The organism is Bhargavaea cecembensis (assembly GCF_001619585.1).
GTDB classification, from domain to species: Bacteria; Bacillota; Bacilli; order Bacillales_A; family Planococcaceae; genus Bhargavaea; species Bhargavaea cecembensis_A.
Map to the genome: position 1 here is coordinate 894,540 of NZ_LQNT01000009.1, position 20,292 is coordinate 914,831.

Below are 20,292 nucleotides of genomic sequence, written 5' to 3' on the forward strand. Positions count from 1 at the left end.
CATGAGACAGCCCTGGAAACTGAAAGAAGTCGTGCTCGCCTCGCTGTTTGGCGTCGTCTTCGGCATCGTGTATCTGGTCGCGATCCACTTCGGCAACATCTGGGCAGGGCTGATCGGGCCGATCGCCTATGAATGGATGTTCGGAATCTGGTTCATCGTCTCCATCCTTGCGATGGCGATCATCCGGAAGCCGGGAGCTGCCGTGCTTCCCGAGACACTTGCCGCAATCATTGAAGTCATGCTCGGCAACGCCGTCGGCCCCCGCCTGATTTTGTCCGGTATGATTCAGGGGCTCGGCGCGGAAGCGGCATTTGCCGCCACCCGCTACCGCCACTTTAATCTGGCGGTCATGATGCTCGCGGGAGCGGGTGCTGCCGTATTCAGCTTCGTGTACGGTTACTTCGTCTCCGGCTATGCGGCACTGGACCCATCGTTCGTGCTCCTCATGTTCACGCTGCGCGTCCTGAGCGGCGCCATCATTGCCGGGATCGGCGGCAAATACCTCGCCGACGGCCTGCTGGCAACAGGTGCGCTCCGCGGTTACGCCATCTCGCGGACGAAACAGGGTGGGGCCAGTGCATGAACCGATTTTCTCTCTTAACGATGTTTCCTTCCGCTTTCCGGATGACCGGGACAACACACTGAACAACCTCACGTTTGAGATCCGCCGCGGCGAGCGGGTCGTCATCAGCGGGCCGAGCGGTTGCGGAAAAAGCACACTGCTTTACCTGCTGAACCGGCTGTATCCGCTCAACTGTGACGGCATCGTGGAAGGCAGCGTCCGGCTGTTCGGAAAAGATGCGGACGATTACCGGCCCGGGGAAATCAACCGGCTGATTGCGACCGTCTTCCAGGACCCTGATTCGCAGTTCTGTATGACAACTGTCGAAGAGGAACTTGCCTTCACGCTGGAGAACCTGAGGGTCCCCCGCTCCGACATGGACCGCCGGATCGTTGACGTTCTCGATCAGACCGGACTCACGGATTTCCGCCATTCGGTCATCCAGTCTCTGTCCGGCGGCCAGAAACAGCGGGTCGCGACCGCCTGCGCATTGGCTGCGGAGCCGGAAGTGCTCCTGCTCGACGAACCGCTTGCCCACCTCGACCCGCTGACCGCACGGAATTTTGTCCTGTGGCTGGACAGGCTCCAGCAGCAGACCGGCCTGACTGTTGTCGCCGTGGAACACCGGCTTGATTTGTGGGAGGGCTTCTTTGAAAGGGAGATCTCGTTCGGAACGGGAGGCTGTATTCTCGAGGACAAGCCGGCTGCTCCGAAGCCCCCTGTCGAATACCCCGGTCGTCCGACCGGCATGACCGGCAAGCCTGCCCTTTCCGTTACGGACCTGTCGGTTGAAACCAGCGGAAAACAGCTTCTCGCTCCTCTTTCATTTGATGTAGATGAAGGCGAAATCTCCGTCATCGCGGGACCGAACGGAGCCGGAAAGTCGACACTCGCCAAGGCGCTCTGCAGCATCTACAAACATTCCGGCACCGTCCAGTCACCCGGCACCGGCTACGTGCCTCAATCACCGGAATTTCTGTTTCTGACGAATTCGATCGGGGACGAACTTGCCTTCTCGGGCCTGGCCACCGCGGAAACGCTGGATGATCTCTCCGGCCGGCTGATGCTCAGGCCGATTTGGGAAGCGCATCCGTTCTCGGTCAGCCACGGCCAAAAGCGCCGCGTTGCAATCGGCGCCATGCTCGCCGACAACCGCCCGGTCATCATTATGGACGAGCCGACTTCGGGCCAGGACGCGGCGGGCCTGCAGGAACTGTTTGCACTCATCGACGAACGCTCCCGGGAAGGCATCACGTTTCTGATCATCACCCATGACATGGAATTCGCCGCAGCCGTTGCCGACTCGGTCCTTCTGGTCAAAGACGGCCGGATGACCGGGAAATTCAGGGCGGAGGATGTATGGGCCAATCCCGTACTGCTGGATGCACACCGCCTCCTCCCGCCGAAAGGAGCGGACCGCCGTGAGACGGCTTTTGCATGACATGAACCCGTCGGTGAAGTTCATCATCGTGACCGTCTCGATGCTCACGATGGCTTTCTTCTTCAATCCATGGACACCGCTTTTGTTCTGGATCGGAATCCTGGCCCTGCAGGTGACGATGAGCCGGATCAACTGGAAGCTATGGGCACTCATGATGCTGCCTTTCACGCTCGGCGCGATCGGCTACCTTTGGACGACACTCGTATTCGGTGCGGACACCGGCGGTGAAGTGATCGGCTCGTTTGCCGGCATCGAGGTCACCGACCAGCAATGGGCCCACGCCTGGTCACTGACGTTCAGGGTCATGGCCTTCTCGACCCTGTCGCTGCTGTTCGCCTTCACCACGAACCCGGTCACCTTCGTCATGAGCCTGATGCAGCAGCTGAAAGTTCCGCCGAAAATCGCCTACGGCACGATGGTCGGCTACCAGTTCCTCCCCGTTCTGAAAGACGAACTCACCCAGATCCGACAGGCCCAGCGTCTGAGGGGCATCAGCCGGGACCGTCACTGGTGGCAGCGGGTCGCCGGCACAAGACGGCTTCTGATCCCGATGCTTGCCGGAGCCGTCCGGAAAGCCGAACGCGCGGCATTCGCGATGGAAGCGAGAGGCTTCACCGGGGAACGGAGAGCCGAATTTTATAAGCCGATCGAAGTCTCAGGACGAGACTACGTTCTTGGAGGCGTGTTCCTGATCGTTTTGACGGTGAGCTGCGTCGGAGGAATTTGGTTGGGAGGATCATAGATATTGGAAAAGCATCCGGCGAGAGCGGCCGGATGCTTTTTGGCTTAGGGGGAGCTGAATGCATTGCAGCAAGCGGCCAGTGCGAGACTGCCGCCATCAACTGATCTCCATCAGCCAAACTCAAGCATTGAAAACGGCCCGGTTCCCTCGTCTAACACGAGGGTCCGGGCCGTTAATTCAGATTGTTAATCAGATTCCATTAATAACCGGAGGGCGAAGGATACTCCGCGTCATCCCCTAGCAGATATTCCACATGCAAGAGTTCTCCCTTAAATTCAAACTCACCCTGGTCGGCATATTCCCGGCTAACCGGATGGGCGGTATCTTTTCCGACATCCAGCCCCTCAAATGCAATTTTATAGGGCTGTGTTCCTTTCAGCTGGGTTTCCCCCACTTTTTTATCATCGATATATAGAGTGCCTGTCCCCTCGTAGGAACCGGTTTTTTCAAATCGGTAACTGATTACAGACTGTCCAACCGGCACCTCAATGTCCGAGGTGATCCGGTTAATTTGGTCACCTACCTTATACTCGTAGAAAAGCCGGTTATTCCGGATATAAAGGGTATACCCGGCTTCGACGCCGCCGTGCGCCAATAGTACGCCGTCATCGTCCCCGGTCTTGCGCTCAATCGGAATGTTCACGTCGTAGGAACGGTCAAGGATCGGCGGGGCTGCCGAGTCGGTTAAAGTACTCATCCCGCTGTAGTAGACAAAATGATCCTTCGCCCTGACCGTGTCATCCGGTATAGACAAGAGACCCTCGACAAAGAAATCCGTTAGCGGATAGACATTATACTTCTCGGCTTCCTCATGCCAAAGCTCTTTTAATTCCGCCAGTTTCTCTGGATATTCCCCGGAGAGGTCCGTTGTTTCAGAGAAATCTTCTTCCACATTAAACAGGATCCACTCGTCCTCTTCAAAAGGAGCCCCTTTTTCATGAAGAGCGACTGCTTTCCAGCCATCATGATAGATGGCTCTCTGCCCGGACACTTCGAAATGCTGTGTTTTTCTTCCTTCAGCGTCAGGATTGCCGAAGGTGTCCATAAAGCTTTCTCCGGAGATCGGCATTTGCCCGATCCCATTGATTTCTTCCGGAGGCGAAATGCCCAAAACCTGAAGAACCGTCGGAGTAATATCATGGACATGCACATACTGGTTTCTGATGGCTCCCGGGTCTTGAATCAGGTCTGGGTAATGAATGAGCATCGGGATGTGACTGCCGCCTTCATAGGCAGTGTTTTTATAGAAGTTGAAGGGGGTATTGCTGACTTGTCCCCAGCCTTTCGGATAATCCGTTCCGGCCTGGTCACTGCCGAAGTGGTCATATCTGCTTCCGATGGATTCAATCGTCTGACTCATCCCGTTATAGGACAATGCCCTGCCGGATGAACCGTGGTCATATCCCCCGGCACTTGCCCCGTTATCCGATAATAAGACAATCATCGTATTGTCGTATCGATCCAAGCGCTTCAGGTTGTCGATCAGTTTCCCGATTTGTTCGTCGGTATGCGTCAGGAATCCGGCATAGGTTTGCTGAAGTCGGACATACGTCTTCTTCTCTTCATCGCTCAGCTCCTCCCAGGGTTTCACCCCTTCGTCTCTGGGCGCCAACTGTGTATTTTCGGGAATGATCCCCAACCTCTTTTGCTTTTCAAAACGCGCCTCCCGGATTGCATCCCATCCCTGATCATAGACACCGTCATAGGCGTCGATATATTCCTTTGGCACCTGATGGGGAGCATGCTGTGCGCCGAACGCCAAGTAAAGGAAGAAGTTTTTGTCCGGATGGATGCTGGCGTGATTGCTGATATATTGATTTGCATTTTCGACGATGGCTTCTGAGAAGTGATAATCTTCATTTTCCGGAGATGGGATATGGGTATTGTCGACGGTCAGCTCAGGCTTGTACTGATCCGAAGAATCCTCAAGGAAGCCGTAATATTGGTCAAAACCCTTTTGGAGCGGCCAATTATTATAAGGGCCTGCGGGATTGGTTTCATCTGTTGGTGCCAGATGCCATTTCCCTGTCGCATAAGTACTGTAATCATTCTCCTTTAGCACTTCCGCAATGGTTCCGGCTTCAGGGTTGATCTCCCCCCGTTTGTTGGGGAATTCCGGACCCATATCAAAGTTGGTCACCGTGCCGACTCCGACTTCATGCGGGTTTCTCCCCGTCAGCAGGGCTGCCCTGGAAGGAGAACAAAGGGGTGATGCGTGTGCGTTATTGAATCTAAGTCCATTTTCGGCGAGTTCATCCATCGCCGGTGTCCGTATTTCCGATCCGAAACTTCCCAAATCCGAAAAGCCGGTATCGTCGAGCATGATATAAATCACGTTAGCCTCTTCTGAGGAAGCAGCGTTGCGGTTTGACGCTTCAATCTCATCGTCCGGAGAACAGGCGCTCAAGGCGAAAGCCGACGCCATCAGGGCGGTTGTTCCAAATACACTTAGCTTGCTTATGGAGCTTGAAAAAAGATTTCCCATGTTCTTTATTCCTCCCCCTTTTGGATATACATTGTTGACAGATGTTGTTTCTCTATTTAGCTGGAACCGTGGTTCTACACCGGAAACCGATGTTTCCCATCGAGCTGTCCGGTGTGTTTGCCGTCCACGCCGCCACCCGGTAACGGTTGAGTAGCAGGAGCTATGACACAGATAAGATCCGCCCTTCACTTTCATCGTTCCGGGTCACTTTTGCGGTGGTTTTTGGACTCATGAGTTGATAAAAGACAAATAACCACCTCAAATTTTTCTGCATCCGCTATGTAACCGGTTTCATCAGTGAACGCCTTAAATGCTCCATTGCTGACGGCTTGCGGATCCATATAAAGAGGTTTAATCAACCGGCTTTTCCTGAAACAGTTCCCGATTTCTCTCCCTTTTGGCCCTTCATGGTCCCGAAGCTGTCATGAAGCTGTCACGAGCAGCAGTACAGCATGGCCGACGCTCTTTTTGGAACAACTCCCCACCCCCCTAAGAAAAATAAACACTTCTACAATATTCTTACATTAATGTACGCAATGCGTACAAATAACGAATATCGTACATGTGTCTATTATTACACCATGTCAGAATGTTTGGTCAATTCTATTTATGGATTTTCCTAATAATTAATCCAAAAATAACAAGCTCACTCGTTATCCCTCAGCCATTAGGCGGGTGACGAGTAAGCAATGTAGGTGATTATACATATTTTTATTTTCCCTGTGCTCAGCCCTAAAATAAATCTAAGTTCCTTCTTTTAAAAATCCTTTATTTACGTTTTTCTTTCGTTACCTTCTTTTTGCCTATGATTTCAATAAATCACCACTTATAGAAAAAGGAAGGCAATCACTTCCTTCCCTTTCCATAGACAAACACCTTCACCTTCCCGCTGCGATCCAATGTCGCCAGCAAGACGTTCTGCAGTTGGATATAGTGCTCCTCTTTGAGCACTGATAGCAGCCACGCTTCGTTCTTTCCTGTCTGCATGAGCCCCTTGCGGTCGATTTTCCCTTCCCTCACAACTACCATCGGCAGATCAAATGGCCCGGGCACCATGTCAAAGTCACTCCGGGTCGGCCCCTGGTATTGCGGACTTTCAAAGAAGGAGATGGTGCCGTCGGGCTCCCAAAGTGCCAGCGAAAGTCTCTGGAGGTCTTCAATCTTCGATTTTCTCGCTTCAGAAAGCAGATAGTCGACCGTGATGCGTGCTTTTTTCAGGTTCGGATAAACGAGCTGCCCCCTGTCCACGAGCGGAAGCGGACGGGGAAGGACAAAGTTCCGGACACGTCCGGATTTCAGCACAGCGAATACACTGGCCGAGTAGAGGACAACTAGCGCGACCATCGTGATCATTGATCCTTTAAGGCCGACCCCTGCATCAGACAGCGGGTGGGCGATGATATTTCCGATTACGATGGCGACAGCAAAATCAAGCAGGTTCAGCTGCGAAATCGACCGCTGCCCCATAGCCTTGACTACGAATAGCAAAAAGATATATGTGACCACTACCCGCAGGATCCACTGTAGGGCGGTCAGTGTTTCCTGGGCATGAAAGAATTCCACCGGCTTCGCCCCTCTTGGCTGTTTTGAGCAAGTGTGCCCAAGAGTGACGGCGGTTTACACCTCCAGACCAACCGCGCATAGGTTCCTATGCGCGGTTTGAGAGCTTCTATGCGCGCTTCCGGAACTTCTATGCGCGCTATTGGCGGATCTATGTGCGCTTCTCGCCTGTCTATGCGGTCTCCCAACAAAAAGAGAAGGCGCTCATACGCCTTCTCCACCAATCAGTTATTAATATACTTCTCAAACACCGCTCCAAAGTCTTTCTCATGATACTTGGTACGTGCCTGTTGCATCCAGTTAAAGCTGAACTCAGTCAGTTTCTCATATTGCTCGGCGAGCTGGATATCGGACGGACGTGCGTTGTGCAGCACCTGGACAGCCCGGTCGAGGCTCTGTGTGGCCATGTCCATTTGGATGCTGTTTTCGTGTGTCACTTCTGCGATATAGCCAAGCGCCTTGTACAGGTCTTTCAGCTGATCCAGCTGCTTTTTGTCGACGTCAATGCTGTACGCCTGATTGCCCAGCGTAAACTTGATTTCAACATCAAGGTCGACTTTCCCGGCAGTTTCAAGCGCCACATCAGAGAACTTGTATTGGGAGTACGCATAGCGCTTCAGCGTCCGCTTGGAAGACACGGCGGTGTCCCCATCCACATGGATGAATGCGATATTCGTGAAGCAGTACTCGTCCGCTTTCGTCTTGATCAGAAAATAGATTTTCTCGTTGTCTTCATGGCGGATATAATCATCGGCATCCGTCTTGTCATAATCCGCAGGTCCGATGATTTTTCCGATATCCGACAGCCCGAGTGCGTCGGAAGCGATTTTCTTAAGCATGATGCAGCCCCTCTTCCTCTATATCAATTCACTTTCAGTATATCATTACAAGGGTTGCACCCCGAGCGAAAAATAGGAGCAACCGGTTTCATCTACCGGCACGCTCCACGAATTCATTATCTATTCACTGTTGCCCCGCGCAACGGATGGTAGACACCAAGATCCATTCCGGTCTCCTCACCCGTCGCGAGACAGGCGGAAAGATAGCCGACGTAAGGTCCCATCGTAAGACCCGACGGCCCCAGCCCCGTCGCGACAGTGACAGATCCGAGTTCCTCCAGCTTTCCTAGCAGCGGAAGTGAATTGTCGCCCATCGGCCGGAAACCGATCCGGACTTCTTTGAGCGTTCCATGCGAGAGTCCCGGTGCAATTCGCAGCGCCTCACCCGCAACTTCATGCACCCCGCCGACCGTCTGCCGATAATCGAATCCGGAGCCGGTCTCCCTGGTGGCACCGGCCACCACCCGTGAATCGTCAAACGCCAGCATGTAGTGAGTGCTCTGCGGCAGGATGACCGGCCAGTCGGAAGTGTCCTCACCCGGCATTTCTATATGAAGAATCTGACCCCGCTGCGGCTGCACGTTTACCTGGACACCGAACGGCTCCAGAAGATCCGGCACCCAGGCGCCTGCGGTCACGATCACTTGGTCAGCATCGTAGGTCTCTTCATCGACCGCAACACCCGTCACCTTTTGCCCGTCCGAGAATAGATTCGCTTCCCCTTCCACAATACGAGCACCGTTTTTCACGGCTGCCCGGACCATCGCCTCGCGCAGAAGCCTGCCATCTATCCTGGCAGCACCCGATACATAGACGGATTCCAGTTCTTCATTTAATGGAGGGAACCTGCGCCGGGTCTCCTCTGCGTCCAGCCTCAGGATTTCGCCCAATTCAGGTGCATCAACCTGCTTGGCCCGCAACGCCTCTTCGATCCGGTCCAGCTCCTCGGCCCGGTCACTGACACAAAGCGCACCGACCTGCTTATAGCTGGTTTCGTGCTCCCCGTCCTCTTGCAGTCGGCCAATCAGATTCGGATAAAACTTTGCCCCTTCTTTCGCCAAGCGGTACCAGTCCGGGTCATCCGCATGGGACACCCAAGGACAGATGATACCCGCTCCGGCCAGTGTCGCTTTCCCCTTCTGTTCCTTATCGATCAGAATCACTTCGACGTCCGCCTGCCTGCTCAGGTGATAGGCGGCACTTGCTCCGACAATGCCCGCTCCGATGACCGCAACTTTCATCGCTTCCCTCCTAATCTATCGTTACAATTTTCAGTATATTTTAGTTGAGCCGGTTCATCAACCATACAGGAGAAATACGCAGTTGCACCCGAGTGATGACCCAGTACCCGAAGCATAATGAAAAGCCACCGCTGTAATAGCGGTGGCTTCCTAACTTAAGCTCTCAGATTTTCCACAATCGTTGCAATGCCCATGCCGCCTGCGATGCAGAGCGTGACGAGGCCGTAGCGGCCGCCGGTACGCTCGAGTTCATGAAGCAGCTTGGTCATGAGGATTGCGCCGGTCGCTCCGATCGGGTGGCCGAGTGCGATGGCGCCCCCGTTCGGGTTGACCTTGTCGATATCCAGGCCGAGTTCATTGATGCAGGCGACCGCCTGGGCGGCGAATGCCTCGTTCAGTTCGATGACGTCAAGATCATTCACCGTGAGCCCTGCCTGGCGGAGCGCTTTTTGCGTCGCGCCGACCGGTCCCATGCCCATGATGTCAGGCGAGCATCCGGAAGATGCCTGCGCTACAATGCGGGCTTTCGGGGTGAGTCCATAGCGCTCGGCTGCTTCTTCGCTCGTGACGAGCAGAGCAGCCGCACCGTCGTTCCGGCCGCTTGCGTTGCCCGCGGTGACCGTGCCGCCTTCCTTGAAGACCGGCTTCAGCTTGGCAAGCTTCTCGAGGCTTGTTTCCCTCGGGTGCTCGTCCGTCTTGAAGTCGATGGTCTGCCGGCGTTCCTGGACGGCATACGGGATGATCTGCTCTTCAAAGCGGCCTTCCCGGATTGCCGCCGCGGTTCGCTCCTGGCTGAGCAGGGCGAACTCGTCCTGCTGTTCCCGGGAGATGCCGTATTTCTCTGCCACGTTTTCGGCAGTCGTGCCCATGTTCAGGTTCCCGAATTCCTCGAAAGGCTGGGAGCCCGGCTGGCTTTCCGTGTTCGGATCCTTCAGCACCGTGTTTCCCGCTTTTACGCCAAAGCGAACGCCGCTCACATAATACGGTGCGGTGCTCATCGACTCCGCACCGCCTGCGATAATGACATCGCTCAGGCCCATGCCGATCTGCTGGGCGGCGGAGTTGACCGCCTGGACGCCCGAACCGCACTGGCGGTGCACCGTATAGCCCGGAACGCTTGACGGAATGCCCGCGCGGAGCAAGGCAAGGCGCGCAAGGTTCGACTCATCTGCGCTCTGTTTGGCCTGCCCAAGAATGACTTCTTCCACAAGATCTTTTTCAATGCCCGTCCGGTCGATCAGCGCCTCCATGACGTGAGCCGCCAGGTAGTTCGCCGGCACGTTGCCGAGCGAGCCGCCCAGTTTGCCGATCGCTGTACGGACCGAATCAATGATGACTGCGTTTTTCATGCAAGCACTCCTTTTTCACGTGAGTAATGCTCCACTTTTTCCTGGTCGACATCGACGCCGAAGCCCGGCCCGTCCGGAACGATCACTTCGAAGTCTTTGAACTCGACCCTGTTTGTCGTGATGGAATCCTTGAACAATAGGGGCCCGAACAGTTCAGTGCCGAACTTCATCGGGGGCATCGTCGAGTACAGCTGGACCGTCATTGCCGTACCGAGGTCCGATTCGATCATGGTGCCGCCGTACAGGCCGAGGCCTGCCGCTTCCGCGATGCCGGCCGCCTGTTTGACCGCCGTAAGCCCGCCTGTCTTTCCGACCTTGAGCGCGATGGAATTTCCAGCGCGGTGCTTGGCGATATGGAAGATTTCCTGGATCGACGTCGCGCCTTCATCGGCGAGGATGGGGACCCGGTAACGGTCGGCAAGACGCGCCATCCCTTCATGGTTCCAGCCCGGGAGCGGCTGCTCGATCATCGAAATGCCGCCGTCCTGGAGAAGCGGGATGCACTGGTTGGCCGTGTCTTCGTCCCACGCCTGGTTCACATCAACCGTAAGCCTCGCCCGGTCGCCGACCGCCTTCTGGATTTCAAGCACATGCTCGACGTTTTTCATCGGGTCGCCCTTGCCGATCTTCAGCTTGAAGATGTTATGCCGCTTCTGATGAAGATACTCTTTGGCTTCCTCGATGTCCTTGCCCGTGTCGCCGCTTGCCAGTGTCCACGCGACCGGCAGGCCGTCATGAATCTTGCCGCCGAACAGCTCGTACGCCGGGATGTTCCGCTGGCGCGCAGCCAGATCGACAATCGCACTTTCTACCAGCGCCTTGGCGTGCAGGTTGCCGCGGACATGTATGGAAATGTCGTGCATGATCTTGCCGAAGCGGATCGGGTCCTGCCCGATCACATGCGGTGTGATGTACGTATCGATGTTCGCCTTGATCGCTTCCGGTGTGGACTCGCCGTATGAAGCCCCGCCGATTGTCGCGATCTCCGACCAGCCTTCACGGCCGTCCTCGTCCCTCACCCGTGCCACGACGACCGCCTGTTCGGTGATCGTATGCATCGCAAGCTGATGGGGCCGGATCGTCGGAAGATCCAGAATGGCCACATGAACGGATTGGATGTTCATCTCAACTGCCCCCTCTTCACTCGATAAATGCTGCTTCCGTCTTTTCGCGTACTTCTTCGATTGTCGCACCCGGCATCAGTTCGACCAGGCGGAGCTGTTTGTCTTCTGTCACTTCAAAGACGGCAAGTTCCGTGAAAATCATGTCTACGCTGCGCGTCGAGGTGATCGGGTACGTGCATTCTTTCAGCAGTTTCGGCGAGCCGTCTTTGGACGTGTGGGTCATCGTGACGTAGACCTTCTTCGCCCCGACGAGGAGGTCCATCGCGCCTCCGACACCCATGATGTTCTTCCCGGGAACCGCCCAGTTGGCGATCACGCCTCGCTCATCCACCTGCAGTGCGCCGAGGATTGCCGCGTCAACATGACCGCCTCGGATCATCGCGAATGATTCGGAGCTGTTGAAGTACGCGGCCCCAACCGCCTCTCCGACCGGCAGCTTGCCTGCATTCACAAGGTTCGGATCGATGTCCTCTTCCTCCACATCGGTGACGCCGAGCAGGCCGTTCTCCGTGTGCAGGTAAATATCATCGTCTTCCATATACTCCGCGACAAGCGTCGGGATGCCGATGCCGAGGTTGACGCTCATTGGCCCTTTCAGTTCCTTGGCTACGCGCTCAGCGATCATATGCTGCATTTCCTGCTTAGTCATGGTCGTCATACGCTCACCACTCCTTCCTTCGTCAGTACTTGCTTCGCCTCGATGATGGCATCGACGAACAGATGGGGTGTGACGACTTCTTCAGGATTCAGTTCGCCCGGTTCGACGATTTCGTCCACTTCCACGATGACCGTTTTGGCAGCCGTCGCCATGAGCGGGTTGAAGTTCCGCGCCGTCTTGTAATAGACGAGGTTGCCGAGCGTGTCTGCCTTGTGAGCGCGGATCAGCGCGACATCTGCGCGGATCGCCTTTTCGAGAATGTACGGCACGCCGTCAATCTCGCGCTCTTCCTTGCCCTCGGCCAGAGCCGTCCCGACTCCGGTCGTCGTATAATAGCCGCCGAGTCCCGCACCGCCTGCACGGATCGATTCGGCAAGCGTTCCCTGCGGCAGCAGCTCCAGCTCGATCTCACCCGCCTGGTACTTGTCGCCGACATCCCGGTTGCTCGTAAAATACGAGCCGATGCCTTTTTTGATCTTGCCCTGATTCAGCAAGATCCCAAGACCCTTGCCGGATTCGCCAAGGTTGTTGGAGACAATCGTCAGACCGGCGACATCCTTTTTCGTCAGTTCATCAATTAGTGTCAGCGGCGCGCCGATCAGGCCAAATCCGCCGACGAGGATCGTATCCCCGGACTTTACCAGTTCAAGCGCTTCTGCCGCGCTCTGTTTTCGTTTCGTCATCGTTTATCCCTCCGACTTCATTTCTGCGGCTGCCTTCAGCGAGTCACTCAACTCAAACCAAGCCGGGATTCCCGCCGTCAGGATGCAGATATAGCCGACGTCCGCGAGCTCGGCCTCCGATGCGCCCGCCTGCCGCGCGAGTTCCATCCAAGGCACCGCGCCTTTTCCGTCCAACTCGACGATATGGTTTCCGACCATGTTGAGGAGCTTCAGCCTTTCCGGCACGAGTCCGCTATCCAGGACCTTCCGCTCAACCGCATCCTGGTCTCCGGACTCCACAAGGGAGAGTACGTCTTCCAGATAAGCCGTGTCTTCCCCGTCCAGCCAGCCGATGATTTCACGAAGAATCTCCGCAGCATCCTTGCCCTTAGCTTCCGGCACGGTATTTCCGTTCAGCTCCAGTGCATAGCGGACCGCTTCCACTGCCGTCTGAAGCGCCGGAACGCCCTTATACAGGTAAGCCGTCAGGAAATACTCCACGATTTCCGGAACCGAGCTGCCGAAATCGACGGCTCCCTTTGTGTGGTACACCATGCTCCGGGCATAGAGCCGCGCCGCATTCATACCTGCAATCAGGACGTCCTTCTCCTTGCGGGAAAGCGCTCCGTCCTGCATAATCTCCCCGCGGATGCCGGTGTATGTATCCAGCACCTCAGGACTGTAGTCGTGCATCTTCTGCACCCAGCCCGGTACGATGTCATAAACTTTTCTGAAATACTCCAGTGCTTCGCTCATTTAATTCCTACACTCCTTTATTACTTAAGGGCTTCCGGGTACTCGTACTGATTGATGCCGAATATAAGCGGAAGAACAAAGTAAACGAATAGAATGATCAGCATAAATGCCAGTACCGTCAGCCATGACCCTTTTTTCAGCATATCGACCATGGTGATTTTTCCGGTGGCAAAGATAATTGCGTTTGAAGGCGTCCCGATCGGAAGCATAAATGCAAAGCCTGCGCCCATCGCCACTGCAGTCATGACAGGAAGCGGGTGGACATCAATGGCAAGAGCCAGGGAGGCAACGATTGGCAGCAAGATTGTGACCGTTGCGGTGTTCGGGGCCACTTGAGTCATCCCAATAGCCAGCAACGTCGGAATCGCCAAAATCAGCAGATAGGAAGCACCCTCGAGTGACAGCAGTTGCCCGCCGATCCAGCCGGCAAGGTCTGTTCCATTAAATCCTGCAGCCAGTGCCAGCCCACCACCAACAAGCAACAGAACGCCCCAAGGCATGTTCTTGAGCGAGTCCGCTTCCAAGATACGTCCTCCGCTTTCTTTGGAAGCCGGAATCGCGTGAAGCATGACCGCACTTACCATCGCAATCATCGTATCGCTCAGGCCGGGAATGATGTCCTGCCAGAGGAATGTCCGGGTAAGCCACATAAACGCCGTAAAAGCGAAAATGGACAGGACGATTTTCTCTTCGTAAGACATTTTCCCAAGTTCCTTTTTGCGCTCTTGGACAAAGGACCGTCCGTTTGTGATTTTCTTGACGTTCATCGGATAAGCGACTTTCGTAATGTAAAACACACCGAAAATCATGAGCAGAACAATTAGCGGGAAGGCAAAAGCGAAGAACATCGCAAACGAAATATCAATGCCCAACAGTTCTTTCGCCAGTCCGGCAAGCACCAGGTTTGTCGGTGTTCCGATCAGCGTGGCACTGCCCCCGATCGTTCCGCCGAATCCGATGGCAAAGATAATCGCCTTCGTGAATTTTGTCTCTTCCTCTTGAGAATACACGTTGTCTTCCTTCATTAGAGTAACGACTTTGGCGATGATCGCTGTTCCGATCGGAATCATGAGCATGACGGTTGCCATATTCGATACCCACATGGAAATGAACCCTGTCGCCAGCATAAAACCAAGAACCAGGCCCGAAGTACTCGTGCCAACCGCACTGATGACTGTCAGGGCAATCCGTTCATGAAGATTCCATTTTTCCAGAGCCAGCGCAAGTGCAAATCCGCCGATAAACAGGAAAATCAGGGAGTCGCCATAGGCCGATGCTGCGGTCCCCCCATCCACAGCCCCCATTAGCGGCAATAAAATCAGCGGCATCAGTGATGCAATTCCGAGCGGGACCGCTTCGCTGATCCACCACGCGGCAATCCATGCCGTGATCGCCAATACTGCGCGACCCTCAGGCGACAGTCCCGGCAGCGGCATCAAGAAGATGATGCTGAAGAAAAGTACGGGGCCTAAAAGAAGACCGATCAGTTGTGTCAGGCTATACGCATCCTGCTGCCCCTTGCCCTCGCTGTTCCCGGTTCTGGCTTTTCCGGCTTTTCTTTGAACCGCCTTTTCTTTCGGCAAATCCGAAACGGCCTCTGCCGCGCTTAATTCGTTTCTTACATTTGCAAAGGTTACCGTATCCTTTGTTCGCTTATGTGAGTTCCACAGCATTCGGCTAATTGCCGCCAATGGATTCCCCATGGGTGTTCCCCCTATCCCCTATTAGATGATCAAGTTTAGATTTTCCCCAAAAACTCTCCGATTGCCTGGTTCACTTCCGGACGGTCTTCAAAAACGAGCGTGTAATGGTTTGCATCAGTCTCGATCACGTCCAGATCGCGGATGGCCGCTTTCGTCTTGTCGTAATGCTCTTCCAGGAATAGCGGCGGCATCTGGCCGATCGCGCCGGAAGCGTAGACAAGCAGCACCGGGCAGCTGACCTTCGAACCGATTTCCTCCGGATTGAATGTGTAGAAGCTGTCAAAATCGGCACGGATGCCGGCTTCGTCGGATTTGTTTTCCCAGTGATCGCCTTTTTCACCGACTTCGTAAGCAGCCGTCTTGGCAATCTCATCCGACCAGGTGATGCCGAGATTTCCGTAGATTCTCTGGATTTCAGACACATACGCTTCCTGCGAATCATACGCCTTGCTGATCCTGCCGAGGGAAGGTTCCACGATGCCCCGCTGGTGTTCGGACATTTCCGCAGCACCATCGAGCAGGATGACACCTTTCACGGAGTCCAGGCGGCTCGCCACGATTGCAGAGATGAATGCCCCCATTGAGTAGCCCATGAGAATCGGGTTCTCAATCTCCAATTCCTTAATCAGCCCAAGAATGTCTTCCGCATGATTAAAGATCGATGGCTCCTGATCCAGCTGAGCGGAGTTGCCGCGTCCCCTGAGGTCGACCGCCACAATGCGGTAGTCCCCTTTGAACTGCTCAATATAATAATGAAGATTTCGGTGGTTACCCGTAAGGCCGTGAATGGCGATGATCGTCCCTTTTTCTCCCGGGTGGTCCGCCACCTGGATGGCATTTCCGTTTACATTGACCTGATAGAATTCCATTCCGTCACTCCTTCTTGGTTGTACGTATATTGTACACTAAATCGCATAGCGTACCACCGAGCCTAAAAAGAAAGAGGGCATCCGGCTGAATGTCCCCCTTCCTATTTTGATTTAGTTATCGAAGCGGAGTACGAAATCAAGCTCGGCTTCTTTGTAATCGCCTTTATCAACGAGTTTCGTCATGAGGGACTGGCGGACGCCTTTGGCGACGTCTGTTTCAAGCCACTCGTCGCCTTCGAAGAAGACTTGCGTGATGAGTGTTTCATATCCTTCTTGCTCGAACTTCATGTGGATGTGCGCCGGGCGGTAAGAATGGTAGCCTGCTGCACGAGTGAACTCACCTGTCGGTCCGTCAGTCGGAATCGAGTAAGGAATCGGCAGGATCGATTCAACTTCGAAGTCGCCGTTTTCATCTGTGTAGAAATGGCTGCGGAGGTTGAAGTCCGGCGCGTCCGAGTCAAAGTTGGAGTAGTAACCGCTTGCATCATCCTGCCACCACTCAACCTTCGTGTTGGCCAATTTCTTGCCGTTTACGTCAGAGACATTCCCCTTAAAGCGAAGCTTTTCGCCCGGCTCGTCTTCGCGCATGTTGATTTTCGCCGGCTTGCCTTCGACCAGCGGCGAACCATCTGTCCAGTAAGGCCCGAGGAGGGAAGGTTCCGTGCCAGGAAGATCTTTGTACTTCGCCTGAAGAACATAGGTCTCAACGAAAACATCCAGGTAGAGCGGAATTTCGCCGGAGCGTCCGAGGCGGTCTGCCCAGTTGACGAAGTTCGTATACTCTTCGTGGTTCAGGTTGGCTTCCGCCAGAAACTCTTGCATGTGCTTTACAAAAAGATCGTATACCTCGACCACACGGTTGTTGACTGCAGTTGTTGTTTCTGTCATTTTCAATCTCTCCTTTGATGTTTACTGGTACGATGCTTATTGACTATAGAAGACTTGCAGAAAATTACCTACCAGGTAATAAAAGCGTTTGCAAGAGCATGCCTGACTTATTACCGGCAAGGTAATAAAAGCGCTTGCAAGAGCAAGCCTAAAGTTGTACGATATTCGTACAATGGAACGTTAAACGTACAACTGTTTTTAGTATAGGAAGGAGTAACTAATTTGTCAACGAAAAATTCAAATTTCAGAGAAAGTAATGATTTCATCCAATCACTTGAGCGTGGGCTAATTGTCATACAGGCCTTCTCCGAGGAGACACCTCAACTGACCGTAAGTGAGGCCTCAAAGAAAACCGGTCTGTCGCGTCCGGCAGTAAGAAGGATTCTCCTGACGCTGGAAGCATTGGGTTTTGCGGAATCGTTGAACGGAATTTATTCTCTGACCGCACGCACGCTAAGCCTGGGCTATGCCTATCTTTCTTCCAAAAGTATTTGGAGCCTGGCCCAGCCGTTTATGCGCAAGTTTGCAGATCAAGCCGGTGAATCTTGTTCCATTTCGGTACTCGACGGAGCCGACATCGTTTATGTTGCCCGGGTCCAGGCAAACCGCATCATGCGACTTAACCTTGATGTTGGTTCCCGGCTGCCGGCCCATGCTACGTCCATGGGCCATATTCTATTGGCACATCTTCCTGAAGAGAAGTTAGAAGCCGTCCTTGAAACAATAGAGTTTAATGATTTCACGTCCCATACAATAACTGATCATTCCGCCCTATTGGCCGAGCTCCGGAATGTCAGAGAACGCGGATGGGCCGGTGTCGATCAGCAACTGGAAGAAGGTCTCCGATCCGTTGCAGTACCGTTAATCGTCAACGGCAGAGTGATTGCTGCCATTAACTGTTCTGCACATGCCGGCCGGGTCACCAAAGAAGAGTTGAGGGGGACATACCTCGACATGCTGCAGAAAACAGCTGAAGACATTGGCAACGCCATTTCCGGTTCGGGGAGAATACTATAAAGAATGTCCGGCATTTCACGTTATGAAATGCCGGACACCTTTTTATGCCTCTAATTACTGATTATTTGTTGGTGTAATAAACTCCTCGTCATCCCCAAGGATATATTCAACCTTCGGGACTTCTCCCATAAATTCAAACTCACCCAGATCTGCATACTCCTCGCTAACCGGATAGGCAGAATCTTTACCGACATCCAGACCTTCGAATGTCACTTTATAAGGCTGCGTTTCCTTCAAATGAACGTCTCCAACCTTTTTATCGTCAATATACAGGGTTCCGGTTCCTTCATGAGAACCTGTCTTGTCGAACTGATACGTGACGACAGACTGACCAACGGGAACATCTTGATCCGAGGCGATTTGATACACTTGGTCTCCCAATTTGTACTCATAATTTAATTTACCATCTTTAATATAGAAGGTATATCCGCCTTCAATGCCTCCGTGAGCCAACAGAACACCGTCTTCACCGCTCTCACGTTCAATAGGGATCTTAATCTCGTAGGACCGGTTAATGATCGGCGCTGCCGCAGAATCGGTCAGTCTGCTCATGCCTCTATAATAAACAAAATGATCTTTTGCCCTGACCGTGTCTTCCGGAACTGACAGGAAGCCTTCGATAAAGAGGTCCGTAAGCGGGAATACATCATATTTCTCCGCTTCCTCATGCCATAATTCCTTCATTTCCTCGAGCTTGTCAGGATGTTTCTCGGCAAGGTCCGTTAATTCCGAGAAATCTTCTTCCACATGGTACAGAGCCCATTCATCATCTTCAAATGGCGCTCCTTTTTCATGAAGTGCAATCGCCTTCCAGCCATCATGATAGATGGCTCTCTGTCCCGAAACTTCAAAATGCTGTGTTTTCCTCCCCGGAGCTTCCGGATCACTAAATGTTGCCATGAAACTTTCTCCGGAAATCGGCATTTGTTCGACTCCGTTTAATTCCTCAGGAGGCGTGATTCCCAGCACCTCAAGAACAGTCGCCGTGATATCGTGGACGTGCACATATTGCGTCCTGACCGCACCTGCATCCTCGATCAGTTCAGGGTAATGGATGATTAACGGAGTACGGCTGCCGCCTTCGTATGCACTGTTCTTATATGATCCGAATGGTGTGTTGCTGACTTGTCCCCATCCCTTCGGATAATCCATTCCGGTCTGATCATTGCCGAAATTATCGTAATGCTGTTCAACCTGATCAATGGTTTCCCCTATGCCATTAAAGGCCAGCGTCCTGCTGGATGAACCATGATCATTCCCGCCGGAACTGGCTCCATTGTCGGATAAGAGGACAATCATCGTATTGTCGAGCTGATCGAGACGTTTCAGATTCTCGACGAGTTTACCGATTTGCTCATCGGTGTGTGTCAGGAACCCTGCGTAGGTTTCCTGGAATCTGATGTAATTCTTTTTTTCCTGATCGGTTAATTCATCCCACGCCCTTACCCCTTCATTTCTGGGTGCCAGTCGTGTGTCTTCGGGAATGGTCCCCAACGGATCTTCATCCCTGGGTGCCAGTTTTGTGTCTTCGGGAATGATGCCCAACTCTTTTTGTTTCTCGAATCGCTCTTTCCTGATTTCGTCCCAGCCTTTATCATAGACGCCATCATACATATCGATATACTCTTCGGGAACCTGGTGAGGAGAATGCTGTGCACCAAAACTCAGGTATAGGAAGAAGTTTTCATCAGGGTGGATACTCGTATGATTGGTGATGTACCGGTTCGCATTTTCAACAATGGCCTCTGAAAAATGGTATTCCTCGTCGATAGGCGAAGGGATTTGAGTATTATCAATGGTTAAATCCGGTCTGTACTGGTCTGATGAATCCTCGATGAACCCATAGTATTGATCAAACCCTTTTTGAAGCGGCCAATTATCATATGGACCGGCAGGAGTTGTTTCATCGGTTGGTGCGAGATGCCATTTACCGACTGCAAAAGTGTTGTAATCATTCTCCTGCAGTACTTCTGCGATTGTACCGGCTTCAGGATTGATCACTCCACGTTTATTTGGAAATTCAGGCCCCATATCAAAGTTCGTGACGGTGCCCACTCCCACTTCGTGCGCGTTTCTCCCGGTCAGCAGCGAGGCTCTGGAAGGAGAGCAAAGCGGAGGTACATGAGCGTTGTTATACCTTAATCCATTTTCGGCAAGTTCATCCATAACCGGTGTTTGGATTTCAGACCCATAACTCCCCAAGTCCGCAAATCCCGTATCATCCAGCATGATATAGATGACATTTGCATCACGTTCTGCCGCTGATTTCTGCTCGGATGCCTCTATCTGTTCCTCTGATGAACAGGCGCTCAATACAAATGAAGATGCCATCAGAGCAGCTGTCCCAAACACGCTCAACTTGCTTATGTAGTTAGAAAAAAATCTTCTTTCCAATT

The 20,292-nt window shown here is 53.4% G+C and carries 17 protein-coding genes and 1 pseudogene; 4 read left to right on the forward strand and 14 right to left on the reverse strand.

All coding sequences use genetic code 11. From position 1 onward, the window contains the following. Position 1 precedes the first annotated feature (1 nt). Genes AV656_RS07960 through AV656_RS07970 form a run of 3 tightly spaced genes read left to right on the forward strand, consistent with a single transcriptional unit; the run spans position 2 to position 2,745 of the window. Positions 2-583: an ECF transporter S component gene (locus AV656_RS07960; RefSeq protein ID WP_063180618.1), complete on the forward strand. Its 582-nt coding sequence runs from the start codon at positions 2-4 to the stop codon at positions 581-583. Further along, a complete protein-coding gene (locus AV656_RS07965; protein ID WP_063180620.1) occupies positions 576-2,003 on the forward strand; it encodes an ABC transporter ATP-binding protein in 1,428 nt (475 codons plus the stop codon). The genes AV656_RS07960 and AV656_RS07965 overlap by 8 nt, the downstream gene beginning before the upstream one ends. Beyond that, complete coding sequence (locus tag AV656_RS07970; protein WP_063180622.1) at positions 1,984-2,745, forward strand: energy-coupling factor transporter transmembrane component T family protein; 762 nt, start codon at positions 1,984-1,986, stop codon at positions 2,743-2,745. The genes AV656_RS07965 and AV656_RS07970 overlap by 20 nt, the downstream gene beginning before the upstream one ends. 199 nt (positions 2,746-2,944) lie before the next feature. Here the strand turns inward: AV656_RS07970 and AV656_RS07975 are convergent, their stop codons facing one another. From AV656_RS07975 to AV656_RS08030, 13 genes and pseudogenes are all read right to left on the reverse strand, one after another. Next, positions 2,945-5,230, reverse strand: coding sequence for an arylsulfatase (locus tag AV656_RS07975; protein WP_082818655.1), 2,286 nt, complete (start codon positions 5,228-5,230; stop codon positions 2,945-2,947). Positions 5,231-5,282: 52 nt separating this feature from the next. Further along, positions 5,283-5,419 (reverse strand): annotated as a pseudogene (locus AV656_RS16600) (SUMF1/EgtB/PvdO family nonheme iron enzyme); the annotation flags it as partial. Positions 5,420-6,076: 657 nt separating this feature from the next. Further along, positions 6,077-6,793: a DUF421 domain-containing protein gene (locus AV656_RS07980; protein ID WP_063180624.1), complete on the reverse strand. Its 717-nt coding sequence runs from the start codon at positions 6,791-6,793 to the stop codon at positions 6,077-6,079. Positions 6,794-7,014: 221 nt separating this feature from the next. Beyond that, positions 7,015-7,629, reverse strand: coding sequence for a PH domain-containing protein (locus AV656_RS07985; RefSeq protein ID WP_063180626.1), 615 nt, complete (start codon positions 7,627-7,629; stop codon positions 7,015-7,017). A 116-nt stretch (positions 7,630-7,745) separates the two neighbouring features. Beyond that, complete coding sequence (locus AV656_RS07990) at positions 7,746-8,870, reverse strand: NAD(P)/FAD-dependent oxidoreductase (RefSeq protein ID WP_063180628.1); 1,125 nt, start codon at positions 8,868-8,870, stop codon at positions 7,746-7,748. Between the two features lie 155 nt (positions 8,871-9,025). Beyond that, positions 9,026-10,219: a thiolase family protein gene (locus tag AV656_RS07995; protein ID WP_063180629.1), complete on the reverse strand. Its 1,194-nt coding sequence runs from the start codon at positions 10,217-10,219 to the stop codon at positions 9,026-9,028. Then, positions 10,216-11,343 carry a muconate cycloisomerase family protein gene (locus tag AV656_RS08000; RefSeq protein WP_063180631.1) on the reverse strand — a complete coding sequence of 376 codons (1,128 nt, stop codon included), beginning with the start codon at positions 11,341-11,343 and terminating at the stop codon, positions 10,216-10,218. The genes AV656_RS07995 and AV656_RS08000 overlap by 4 nt, the downstream gene beginning before the upstream one ends. A 16-nt stretch (positions 11,344-11,359) precedes the next feature. Beyond that, on the reverse strand, positions 11,360-12,001 hold the full coding sequence (locus AV656_RS08005; protein ID WP_063180633.1) for a 3-oxoacid CoA-transferase subunit B: 642 nt from the start codon (positions 11,999-12,001) through the stop codon (positions 11,360-11,362). Continuing rightward, entirely contained in the window at positions 11,998-12,684 is a 687-nt protein-coding gene (locus AV656_RS08010) for a CoA transferase subunit A (RefSeq protein WP_063180635.1), read from the reverse strand. Before AV656_RS08010 ends, AV656_RS08005 begins: the two co-directional genes overlap by 4 nt. Before the next feature lie 3 nt (positions 12,685-12,687). After that, entirely contained in the window at positions 12,688-13,419 is a 732-nt protein-coding gene (locus AV656_RS08015) for a carboxymuconolactone decarboxylase family protein (protein ID WP_063180637.1), read from the reverse strand. Between the two features lie 20 nt (positions 13,420-13,439). Then, positions 13,440-15,122 carry an SLC13 family permease gene (locus tag AV656_RS08020; protein ID WP_063180638.1) on the reverse strand — a complete coding sequence of 561 codons (1,683 nt, stop codon included), beginning with the start codon at positions 15,120-15,122 and terminating at the stop codon, positions 13,440-13,442. Between the two features lie 35 nt (positions 15,123-15,157). Next, positions 15,158-15,991: an alpha/beta fold hydrolase gene (locus tag AV656_RS08025; RefSeq protein ID WP_063180639.1), complete on the reverse strand. Its 834-nt coding sequence runs from the start codon at positions 15,989-15,991 to the stop codon at positions 15,158-15,160. A 111-nt stretch (positions 15,992-16,102) separates the two neighbouring features. After that, a complete protein-coding gene (locus tag AV656_RS08030) occupies positions 16,103-16,879 on the reverse strand; it encodes a dioxygenase (protein ID WP_063180640.1) in 777 nt (258 codons plus the stop codon). Between the two features lie 222 nt (positions 16,880-17,101). Here AV656_RS08030 and AV656_RS08035 point away from each other — a divergent pair, with 222 nt between their 5' ends. Further along, complete coding sequence (locus tag AV656_RS08035) at positions 17,102-17,896, forward strand: IclR family transcriptional regulator domain-containing protein (RefSeq protein WP_063180641.1); 795 nt, start codon at positions 17,102-17,104, stop codon at positions 17,894-17,896. A 54-nt stretch (positions 17,897-17,950) separates the two neighbouring features. Here AV656_RS08035 and AV656_RS08040 read toward each other — a convergent pair whose 3' ends face one another. Then, positions 17,951-20,290, reverse strand: a complete 2,340-nt coding sequence (locus AV656_RS08040; RefSeq protein ID WP_063180643.1) for an arylsulfatase — start codon at positions 20,288-20,290, stop codon at positions 17,951-17,953. Between the last annotated feature and the right edge of the window lie 2 nt (positions 20,291-20,292).